Genomic DNA, 2,564 nt, shown 5'->3' on the forward strand with positions numbered 1-2,564 from the left:
ACCTGGCAGCCGGCCCTCGCCGTCCTCGTCTCCCCGGTCCTCATGACCCTGCTCCTCACCATCGGCAGCGGCAAACGCCTCCTGGAGAAACACATGGCCCACCGCCGCGGCTACGCCGCGTACGCCGCCCGCACCAGCGGCTTCCTCCCCCTGCCACCCCGCAGAACTGCTCGCGGGAAGCCGGAGAGTGCGGCGTGAGCGGATCCGGGCGAAGCAGCGCCTCCCATGCCCTCTACCTGCCCGAGCCGCGGTTCCTGCCCGCGGCCGGCGCGGTACTGCTGCTGCACGGCGGACGTGCCGACTCCCTCGCACCCCCGCCACCCCTCAACCTGCCCGACCTGAGGATGAGGGCTTTCGCCCGTGCGCTCGGCCAGGACCCGCGCCACGCCGACATCCTCATCGGCCACGTCCGCTACCGGATGCGCGGCTGGAACGCCGAGCGCGCCGACCCCGTTCACGACACGCGCCAGGCCCTGACCGAACTCGCCGACGTGGCCGGCCCCCTGCCCGTGGTGCTGCTCGGGCACTCCATGGGCGCCCGGGCCGCGCTGCGCGCCGCCGACGATCCGCACGTCCGCGGCGTCGTCGCCCTCGCCCCCTGGTGCCCTCCCGGCGAGCCGGTCACCCACCTGGCCCACCGCACCGTCATCGCCCTCCACGACCCATCCGACCCGATCACCTCCGCCACCGACACCTGGGCCTACCTCCGCCGCGCCGAGGCCGCCGAGGCCCGCGTCCGGGGCATCCGCATGCCCGGCGGCCGCCACACCATGATCAGCCGCTCACGCCTCTGGCACGCCCTTGCCGCCCGCAGCACAGCCGACATCCTCGGCCTGGCATCCCCGCCCCGCACCTCCGCCCCGGAGACGATGTGGGGGGCCGGCCCGCTGGACGCCGCCATGTTCATCCCGTCCGCCGGTGAGCGTCACACGATCCGCCCGCGCCGCCGCTGATCGGTTTTCGCGGACGTCTGCTCCTGCGCCCTCTTGATCGAAGGAATCCCATGACCCCTGCTCGTTCCGCGCTTCTGCTCGCCGGTCTGATGGCCTCGGCGGGCCTCGCTCACTTCGCCGCACCCAGGCAGTTCGACTCCCTCGTGCCGCGTTCTCTGCCGGGCAGCCCCCGGGCCTGGACCACGGCCAGCGGCGTGGCCGAGCTGGCCTTGGCCGCCGGTCTCGCGCTGCCGGCGACCCGAAAGGCCAGTGCCCGGGCCAGCGTCCTGTTCTTCGCCGGAGTGTTCCCGGCGAACGTCAAGATGGCCTACGACTGGCGTCACCGCTCGACCACTGCGAGAGCCATCGCCTGCGCGCGGCTTCCCCTCCAGGTCCCGCTGATCCTCTGGGCCCGCCACGCCGGTATGCAGGAGGTCAGGCGTGGCCCCGCCGGTCTCGGCGGGTGAGGAGGAGCGATGAGGTGGCGAGAAGTGCGAGCACTTGGGTGATGACGACGAGGTTCTTGTCGGTGAACCAGGCCGGCTCGTACATGTTGGGCAGGGGGCCGAGTTCGCCGACGTCGACGTAGCGGTAGAGCAGGAGAGCCGCGAGTCCGCCGGCGGCGACGGTCCAGGCGAAGGCGTCGGCCAGGGGGCGGCGCCAGACGAGGAGCAGCAGAGCCGCGAGTGCGGCGATGGCTGCCTCGATTCTGAAGAGGGTGCCCTGGCTGAGGGTTGCGCTGACGGCGTCGTAGCGTTCGGCGAGACGCGCGTGAAGATAGGCGTCGGCTGCGAGACCGGTTGCGGCCAGGAGACGGGCGACGGTACGCAGCCTCCGATGGCCGCTGTCCGGCCGCGTCGGATCGTGGTGCATGGGATCGCTCCATGGTGGAGACGCCGCGCGGCCTGGGCGGGTCAGCGGACGGTGAGGGTGCCGGTCATGGACGGATGGATGCTGCAGAGGTAGCGGTACGTGCCGGCAGCGGGCGGTGCGGTGAACGTGGCTGTCTCGCCGCCTTCGATGGTGCCGGTGTCGAAGGCGTCGGCGGCCTGGGCTGTCACGGTGTGGGGAGCGGAGTCCTCGTTCACCACGGAAACCTTGGCTCCTGGTGCGGCAGTGAGGTCGGCCGGCTCGAAACGGAAGTCCTTGATGACGATGCGTTCTTCGCTGACCGACATGGAGGACGGTGCCGAGGTCGATGGAGAGGCGGGCGCGGGCCCGCCGGAGGAGGAGCAGCCGGCGAGTGCGATGAGGATGCACAGCACCGCGATGGCCACGACCGTGTGCGGTGTACGGGAGCGGGGACGAACAAGCATGGGATCCTCCTGGGTGCGCTGAACGGGCCGCCCGACGGCCACAGAGGCCGGATGACGCGAACGGAGAGGCTCCCCGAACAACCGAGGCGGCGTGCGGACCAGGTGCGGTCGAGGTCTTCAGCAAGGGGCGGTGACGGCCCCGGCGGCGAGTGGTCACCGAGGCCGTCGTGCGGGCGGAACGGCTACAGCCCTTGGTGTGGCTGTGGGCGTCAACCCCTTCGCTGAGGGCTAGTAGTTCTTGCCCATGGAGCCGCTGTTGTGCCCTTCGATGGTGCCGCAGGTGGCGGGGGCGGTGGCTTCCTGGGGGAGCTTGGGG

At 71.8% G+C, this 2,564-nt stretch carries 5 protein-coding genes; 3 read left to right on the forward strand and 2 right to left on the reverse strand.

Annotated elements, in window-relative coordinates:
- The 3 genes from IE245_RS37585 to IE245_RS36320 all read left to right on the forward strand — a co-directional run.
- Positions 1-198, forward strand: a 198-nt coding sequence (locus IE245_RS37585; protein WP_229852074.1) for a DUF1295 domain-containing protein, incomplete at its 5' end; no start/stop codon positions are given.
- Positions 195-953 (forward strand): alpha/beta fold hydrolase, encoded by a 759-nt coding sequence (locus tag IE245_RS36315; RefSeq protein WP_189955689.1) that lies wholly within the window; start codon positions 195-197, stop codon positions 951-953. The genes IE245_RS37585 and IE245_RS36315, both read left to right, overlap by 4 nt.
- A gap of 50 nt (positions 954-1,003) precedes the next feature.
- Positions 1,004-1,399: a DoxX family protein gene (locus IE245_RS36320; protein WP_189955690.1), complete on the forward strand. Its 396-nt coding sequence runs from the start codon at positions 1,004-1,006 to the stop codon at positions 1,397-1,399.
- Here the strand turns inward: IE245_RS36320 and IE245_RS36325 are convergent.
- Positions 1,368-1,805 carry a hypothetical protein gene (locus IE245_RS36325; protein ID WP_189955692.1) on the reverse strand — a complete coding sequence of 146 codons (438 nt, stop codon included), beginning with the start codon at positions 1,803-1,805 and terminating at the stop codon, positions 1,368-1,370. The two genes, IE245_RS36320 and IE245_RS36325, sit on opposite strands and share 32 nt — an antisense overlap.
- A 41-nt stretch (positions 1,806-1,846) precedes the next feature.
- The gene (locus tag IE245_RS36330) at positions 1,847-2,248 is read right to left on the reverse strand and encodes a cupredoxin domain-containing protein (protein WP_189955694.1); all 402 of its coding nucleotides are present in this window, start codon (positions 2,246-2,248) and stop codon (positions 1,847-1,849) included.
- Between the last annotated feature and the right edge of the window lie 316 nt (positions 2,249-2,564).

The organism is Streptomyces roseolus, from assembly GCF_014649855.1.
Taxonomy (GTDB): Bacteria; Actinomycetota; Actinomycetes; order Streptomycetales; family Streptomycetaceae; genus Streptomyces; species Streptomyces roseolus.